Annotated in this window: 9 protein-coding genes; 4 read left to right on the top strand and 5 right to left on the bottom strand. The window is 35.5% G+C overall.

The annotated features are described in order from the left end of the window. Both HPY74_18705 and HPY74_18700 read left to right on the top strand, forming a co-directional pair. On the top strand, positions 1 to 548 hold a 548-nt coding region (locus tag HPY74_18705), incomplete at its 5' end, for a hypothetical protein (protein ID NSW92648.1). A 19-nt stretch (positions 549 to 567) separates the two neighbouring features. Beyond that, positions 568 to 741 carry a transposase gene (locus HPY74_18700; protein ID NSW92647.1) on the top strand — a complete coding sequence of 58 codons (174 nt, stop codon included), beginning with the start codon at positions 568 to 570 and terminating at the stop codon, positions 739 to 741. 239 nt (positions 742 to 980) lie between these two features. On the opposite strand, the gene HPY74_18695 is transcribed toward HPY74_18700, so the two are convergent. The 5 genes from HPY74_18695 to HPY74_18675 form a co-directional block, all read right to left on the bottom strand. Next, a complete protein-coding gene (locus tag HPY74_18695) occupies positions 981 to 1,190 on the bottom strand; it encodes a heavy-metal-associated domain-containing protein (GenBank protein NSW92646.1) in 210 nt (69 codons plus the stop codon). Between the two features lie 66 nt (positions 1,191 to 1,256). Continuing rightward, complete coding sequence (locus tag HPY74_18690; protein NSW92645.1) at positions 1,257 to 2,945, bottom strand: hypothetical protein; 1,689 nt, start codon at positions 2,943 to 2,945, stop codon at positions 1,257 to 1,259. Continuing rightward, positions 2,926 to 4,338: a HAMP domain-containing protein gene (locus tag HPY74_18685; GenBank protein NSW92644.1), complete on the bottom strand. Its 1,413-nt coding sequence runs from the start codon at positions 4,336 to 4,338 to the stop codon at positions 2,926 to 2,928. The genes HPY74_18690 and HPY74_18685 overlap by 20 nt, the downstream gene beginning before the upstream one ends. A gap of 33 nt (positions 4,339 to 4,371) precedes the next feature. Continuing rightward, positions 4,372 to 5,082 carry a response regulator transcription factor gene (locus tag HPY74_18680; GenBank protein ID NSW92643.1) on the bottom strand — a complete coding sequence of 237 codons (711 nt, stop codon included), beginning with the start codon at positions 5,080 to 5,082 and terminating at the stop codon, positions 4,372 to 4,374. A gap of 122 nt (positions 5,083 to 5,204) precedes the next feature. Beyond that, on the bottom strand, positions 5,205 to 5,477 hold the full coding sequence (locus HPY74_18675; protein ID NSW92642.1) for a hypothetical protein: 273 nt from the start codon (positions 5,475 to 5,477) through the stop codon (positions 5,205 to 5,207). Between the two features lie 272 nt (positions 5,478 to 5,749). Here HPY74_18675 and HPY74_18670 point away from each other — a divergent pair, with 272 nt between their 5' ends. Both HPY74_18670 and HPY74_18665 read left to right on the top strand, forming a co-directional pair. Continuing rightward, positions 5,750 to 6,481 carry a ThuA domain-containing protein gene (locus HPY74_18670; protein NSW92641.1) on the top strand — a complete coding sequence of 244 codons (732 nt, stop codon included), beginning with the start codon at positions 5,750 to 5,752 and terminating at the stop codon, positions 6,479 to 6,481. Between the two features lie 59 nt (positions 6,482 to 6,540). After that, a complete protein-coding gene (locus HPY74_18665) occupies positions 6,541 to 7,398 on the top strand; it encodes a diaminopimelate epimerase (protein NSW92640.1) in 858 nt (285 codons plus the stop codon). Positions 7,399 to 7,674: the final 276 nt, after the last annotated feature.

The following is a 7,674-nucleotide window of genomic DNA, read 5'->3' as shown; positions in this document are numbered from 1 at the left end:
AAGGTCCCCTTGGATGGAGTTCCAGTGAGAATCCCAAGCCATTATTCGTCACTTTTATGATGGCGGTTTTATCGAAGGAAGCAGTACATTTAAAAGTTTTTTATAAACAGTGGGAGGATGCTATTAGAAAAACAAGCTATAATGCAAGCCAGGAATATATTGAAAAGTACCGGAAGGTTATTGATTTTATAAAAGAGTCCATAAAGCTAACCAAAGAGCAAGAGGAGTTTTACCTGAACTGGTGTATAAAGGAAATAGGAGACCGGGTAGATGCAATTGTCAGCAACCAGCATCGGGGAAGCTATCATAAAGCAGCCGGACTACTGGTTGCGATGGCAGAGACTTTAGCGAACAGAGGGGAAAAGAATAAGGGTATGGACTTAATCGAGAAATATAGAAGTAAATACTCACGGCATTCAGCCTTTAAAAGCGAGATTATTCAGGCAGTACAAATATCCGGATTGTTTGATGCAAGAGCTTATGGGAAAAGGAGAAAAGCTTATGAAAATCTTGAGATGCTGCCTGGGCTCCAGCTGACGGATGAATAATACAGAGAGGAGCTCAAAGATGTTGCAGGAAGAATTTCCCGAATTACGGAAGAGATACTTGGGACAGCATTTATGGTCAACAGGATATTTCTGCAGGACAGTTGGAACAGTAACAGATGAGATGATTAAGGAATACGTCGAGCAGCAAAGAGATAATAACATAGAGGATATATTTAAAATTATAGAATTTTGAAGAAAATGCTGGAAGTAACATTGCGGAAAGTCTTATAGAGCCTGTTAATCCGACGAGGGATAAGCAAATCAACCGTATGAGCAAAATAATTAAATTGAAATATTATTAAATTCTATTCAAATTATTTTTTATTTTGCGAGTTTGATTTGCCAGTTTGATTTGCCCCGAAGTGAATTTACAGGATCTTAAGACTTTCATAAAAATAAAATGTGCCTAATTGTTCTTCTGCTCTTAACCTTTTAGATTAGATCTATAAGCTCATATCCTGCATCATCTATGGCAAACCTGAATTCTTCTTCACTAATATCACGGCTTAATTCAACTTCAGCCGACATATCCTCCAGATCTACCGTTACCGACTCTACTCCAGGTATTTCTTCTAATGCTTCGGTCACATGATTTGCACAGTGTCGGCATGACATTCCTTCAATAATAAGCTTTTTTTTCATTATGAATACCTCCTTCATAATATTTATTATATCCATTTTTAGTAACAAAATAACAATACTTTTTTCTTACTTATATTTTTCTACTTCCACGTTCTTGGCGTTATTATTCGTAATAAAAGACTTTTCCCATTTTTTTACATAATCTCCTGTAGCCCATTCTGCCATTACAATTGTATCACCTGCATCAAGTTTTATTTTCCCTAAGGGCATGCCGGACAACTTGCCTTCAGTTATGGCATAAATTAAAAGTGAATCCCTCGTTAATATTATTGCAAAATCGTTGTTTGGAGATGTATATGCATCTACTGTTTGAGGTATTCTATCTTTAATATATGTCCAGGGCAGGTGTAAATTATCATAGGCAACCATCCTCAAAGGAGGAATAAGGTTAATATAGTAATCCTGGTAAGAAGTTATGCTATTATTTTCGAAGTTTACTCTTCCTTTAAAAAACCAGTGCCCGGTTTTTCTAAATAATGCAAAGTTTTCTTCCTGCTTTTTTTCATCGATGTCGGAAAAACTTTGCACACCTGAAGAACTAACCAGTTTTTCAATGGCATTTTTCATTGCCAACACTCCATTTTCTCCGCAAATATCGGATAACTTTATACCTTTAAAACTTTCAATATTATCAACAGGCAAAGTCTGCAGCATATTTATTTCCCATTTACCGCCGTTATTTTCACTATCTTTTGCACTTATCCCATTTTTTATATCCATTGCACTTATATTGGCGCTAATATCAATAACATCATTGTTGTTTTCTTTTAGCACTCCTTTTCCCAACAGCTCTATGGAAACATAGTCATTACCTGCATAAACTATTGTGCGTCTTAAAATTCCTTCTTTGTCATTCCAAAAATAGTTCCATTCTTTTGATGCCGAGGTTCTTCTGCTTTCATCTTCAGTAATACTGTATGCATATAAAACTTCTTCAGTTTTTTCACCATCAGTTTTTTCTTTTACTCCCACTTTCCAAAAACCGCTTATTCTGGGGAGAAAAATTTCTTCTGCTTCCAATACAGGCTGCAGTTTATAATCTTTCAACGCAATCCACAATGTCCTGTATCTAAATTTCGGTAAATTATTTCCAGCGCTCCATCCTTCTTTTTTATCTGATATGTCTGATTTTATTGGTGTACGCAGTCCTAGTAATATTCCTGATGTACTTCCTTTTCCTTGTTCATAAAGCCCCCCTGCTCTACTGCTTAATTTTTTTTCTACCGGTATGTCAGATATATCGCTTATTTGATCAGAGAGTTTTTTCATAAAAAAGTATTGGTCTTCAATATTTACAATGGCCCGGTCTTTATTTATATCTATAAACTCGTATAAAAATTTCTCCTGGGAAGAGGCGGTTACTACATATATCTCCTCGTCTTCCAAACCAAGTTTTTCTTGGTACCCTCCAAGCCTAAAGAGAAAATATTCCTCTGCATTTACTCTTCTTACTCTGTAGTTAACATCTTCCCAATAGTTTTCACCTATAAGAAGGCTGTTTTTTCCCAATTCGACAATTTTACCAATCCATTCCCCAAATGGGTCTCCTTCCTGAAAGGTATCACTATAGGACAAAATATTTTCAATTTCCCATTTGCCCTGTAACGGGACGGCTTTGATTTCCGGTACTACAATCTTACTGCCTGTATCCATTAATTGTGTTGTACAACCGGTTAAGGGTATAGTAATAAAAGTAACCAGGCAAATAACGGCACAAGTCAAAAAGACGTTTAAATTAAATTTTTTCATCAGCATAACCAACTTCACCTACCGGTAGTATAATAATAGCTTCGGTACCTCTATTTACTTCGCTTTTAATTTCGAAGGTACCATTTAAAAGCTTGATAATTTCATCACATATAGAAAGCCCTATTCCATTTTTAGATTTACTGTTTTTACCTTTAAAAAACTTTTCCTTCACCCTTGGGAGTTCTTCAGGCGAAATTCCGCAACCTGTATCTTTTATAGAAAAGCGTACATTGTTGCCTTCCTTAACTGCAGTAAAAACTATCTGACCGCCCGGTGGAGTAAACTTGAAGGAATTATCCAAAACATTTATAAATATCTGTTTAAGCCTGTTTTCATCACCAATTATATGTGATATTTTATTTTCACAAAAAACACTAAACCCGATATTTTCTCTTTGTGCCCTCGGAACCAGTTGTTTTTCAATATGATACATAACTTTACTAATATCCACCTTTTCCTTTTTTATTGATATGTTGCCGGATACAAACCTTGAAAAATCAAGAAGTTCTTCCACCATTGATGTAAGCCTCTCGCTCTCTTTTTCAATAATTTCAAGACCATCTATTAAAATATCTTTGTCTTCAAGACCAATATTTTTTAAGGTAACCGCCCAGCCTTTTATTGATGTTAATGGTGTCCTGAGTTCATGAGAAACAGAACAAATAAATTCATTTTTTAGCCGGTCCTTTTCCTGTATTACTTGTGCCATATAATTTAAAGTATCGGAAAGCTTGCCAACTTCATCATTGTATCTTTTTTTACAACGTATTTTAAAATTGCCTTCAGCCATTTTTTCTGCTTCAGCAGTAATTTCTTCCAGGGGCCCCACGATTGTGTCGGCAAGGAGTAAACTAATAAAGCCGGATATTAAAACTACCACCATACCTATAAATATAAGAACACTTGCTACTTTTCCGACAGCTTTTTTCACTTCCCTTAAAGATGAAATAAACCTTAAAACCCCAACAATTTTTCCCTGGGATTTTAATGGATAGGATACTGCCATTACCATTTCCTTACTGTAATCTGTTTTACCTGTCCATTTCCCCAATTTTCCTTTAAGAGCCGCTTTGACATCAGGCATTTTGGAATTATCGGCAGGTATTACACCAATAGAATCCATTAATACTTTACCATTTGTGTCAATTATCTCTACTTGGGCAGGTACCTGTTTCCAGAAAGTATCTACATTATTTAACACATTATCGTAAAGGGAAGCGTCGGAAAAATAACTGCTATAAAGGTCTGCAGATGTTTTAATCTGGCTTATCAGGTTTTCTTCAAGGTTTTTATTGTAATTGTGTTTTATAATACCAATAATTAACACTTCGAGAATTATTACAGTAACAATTATAATAAATATGAAGTTTATTGCTATTCTGGTACGAGCACTTTTCATAGCAACCCCCTAAAGTCTTACCCAAATTCTAAGTTAATCTGCCTGCCACCTGTATCCTATGCCCCAGACTGTTTCAATAAACTTAGGTTTTGAAGGATTATCCTCTATTTTTTCTCTTATTCTCCTTATGTAGACATCTACAGTTTTCAAGTCTCCAAAGTAATTCCGTCCCCAGACGAAGTTTAATAACTCATCTCTGCTTAGAGCTTTTCCCGGATTCAACAAAAACATTTTTACAATAGAAAACTCCGTAGGAGTAAGCTCAATTTCAACTTCATCCTTAAAGAAACGTTGGGATTTATTGTCTAATACTAGATTTTTAAAGATAATCCGGTCTAAATTATTGTTTTTGATATTGTTAAAGTTGTTTTCGGTCCTCCGTAAAATAGATTTTATTCTTGCTATGAGCTCAAGAGGGTTGAATGGCTTTACCATATAGTCATCTGCACCCAGCTCAAGTCCTGTTATTTTATCTAAATCTTGTCCCCTTGCTGTTAACATTATTATAATTACTTCCGGCATGTTATGCCTAATTTTACGGCATACTTCAAAACCGTCCATCCCGGGAAGCATTATATCCAGGATAACTATCTCGGGCTTGAACTTTTCGACCATTTCAAGGGCTTTTTCCCCTGTTCCGGATTCCAAAACTGCAAATCCGTTTCTTTTAAGATTAATATTTATAAATTTTCTTATATATTCCTCATCTTCAACAATAAGGACTTTTATCCCTTCCGTATTCATTACCTCACCATACCTGCCCGTTAACCCTATTTTTCATATTACAGCTTTAGTTATATTTATCGATGTTTCGGAGACTACTTAATTATTTTACTACATTATAAAAATTTTCGCTATTAGCAGTTTTAATCCGGTAAAATCTTGTCTTTATTTATGCAAATTTCCTTTATTGACTTAAAAAGTAACTGTATAAAGGAATATTCATTATCTATACTCCCGGTTTTTTCATATACATTTATAAACACCTCATAGGCTAAATGCTTTGCTCCATGCTCATTACCTACCTCATTAAATGCTAAAGTATATACCATCTTATAGTATTTTGCAGCAAGCCTTTCAAATGCTTCTATATCTCCTTTTTTTACCTTGTAAATCAGGCTGTATTTTTCCCGGTACACGTGTTTTCACTTCCATAAATAAATATTAAAGGATGTTGCTAGATATTTATTAATATAATTATATATTTTTTATGATGATAAATAATTAAAAAAGTGTTAAAATCTGAAAGAAGGTTGAAAGAGATGTTCAGCAAATTTAAATAAGTTTACCGGTTTAAAGTATTGAGTTTTTGTTTTTTATCATGTAAAATAGACGATGTAATCGGTTACAAAACTTGTGTTATAATTGTTTTGATGATTGATTAATAAACGAAGATACCAAGGAGGGTGATATTGTGAAAACTAGAGTAACCATATGGAATGAATACAGGCATGAAAAGAGAAGTGAAGAGATAGCCAAAATTTATCCGGAGGGAATACATGGAGCTATTGCTTCATATCTTGGCAAATTTGATGATTTTGAGGTAAGGACTGCAACTTTAGATGAGCCTGAACATGGGCTTTCTGACGATGTGCTAAATAATACCGATGTTTTAATTTGGTGGGGACATATGGCTCATAAAGAAGTAAAAGATGAAATCGTGGAAAAAATTTACAAACGTGTCCTCTGTGGAATGGGGCTAATAGCTCTTCATTCAGCCCATCTCTCAAAAATATTTGTTAAACTTATGGGTACAAGTTGTACTTTGAAATGGCGGGAAATTGGGGAAAAAGAAAGGTTATGGGTGGTTGAACCGGGACACCCGATAGCAGAGGGGATAGGAGAATATATTGAGCTTCCCCACGAGGAAATGTATGGAGAAAGGTTTGATATCCCTGCTCCGGATACTCTTGTTTTTATAGGATGGTTCCAAGGGGGAGAGGTATTTAGAAGCGGGTGTTGTTACCATCGTGGATATGGGAAAGTATTCTATTTCCAGCCTGGGCATGAAACTTATCCTACATATTATAACCAGGAAATTTTGAAGGTAATTAAGAATGCTGTTATGTGGGCAAAACCGGTAAAGACTGTAACTGAGCTTAAATGCCCTAATGTAAAGCCACTGGAGGAGATTAACAGTTGATGAATAGAACTTTATTGTGGATGTAGTAAAAATTATATCGGGGGGTTGAAGATTTAGTGATAAAATTTACGAAAATGCATGGACTGGGTAACGATTATATATATGTAAATTGTATAAATGAGTGCCCGGATAAGTTGATTGAGAACATATCGAAAGTAGCTCAATTCGTAAGTGACAGGCATTTTGGAATTGGTTCCGACGGCCTTGTACTTATAATGCCTTCAAAAATAGCTGACTTTAGAATGAGAATGTTTAATTCTGACGGGTCTGAAGCAGAGATGTGCGGCAATGCCATAAGATGTGTGGGTAAATATGTATATGACAACGGTTTTACCGAAAAAACTACAGTAAGCGTGGAGACTCTTGCAGGCGTTAAAGTACTTGATATGACAGTAGAAAATAACAAGGTTGCATTAGTGAAGGTTGATATGGGAGAACCCATACTTAATCCTGAGGATATCCCGGTTAAAAGCAGTAAAGATAGATTTATTTCCCAGCCTGTCGAAATTGACGGGCAAACATATAAAGTAACATGTGTTTCCATGGGAAATCCGCATGCAGTAACATATGTGGATGATGTTATGAGTTTCCCTCTTGAAAAAGTAGGACCTAAAATGGAAACACATTCCCTATTCCCCAAAAGAATAAATGCCGAATTTGTACAGGTTATTGACAGAAACACCCTTAAAATGAGAGTATGGGAAAGAGGAGCAGGGGAGACTATGGCTTGCGGTACAGGTGCTTCTGCAGTATTGGTAGCTTCGGTACTTAATGGTGTGAGTGAAAGAAAAGCTACAGTGAAGTTATTGGGCGGGGACCTGGTTATTGAATGGAATGAAAAAGACAACCACGTTTATATGACAGGTCCTGCCGTGAAAGTATTTGATGGAGAAATAGACCTTGCGCAAATAATATAAAAAATTGGAGTTTTGCATTGGGTGTAGTTTCTTCAAAATTTGAAAATGCGCCCACCCCCCACCCCTTTTGCAGAGATGAAGCACGAATTTAAAAGAAAGAGAAAACAAGAGTTATAGAGAGTAGCAAAAAAATATTTTCGCAAAACCGAGTTGGACACGTACAAGATTAGTATTGTATAGTAGACTTGGGGGAGGTAGGTAATCAAGTCATGAACAATACTAATAGAACATTTTCAGGTAGGACATTTAGTCCTGAAGATATAGAAATGATAAAAT

The sequence above is a fragment of the Bacillota bacterium genome (genome assembly GCA_013314855.1).
Taxonomy (GTDB): domain Bacteria; phylum Bacillota; class Clostridia; order Acetivibrionales; family DUMC01; genus Ch48.
This window is presented reverse-complemented; position numbering and strand designations above follow the sequence as displayed.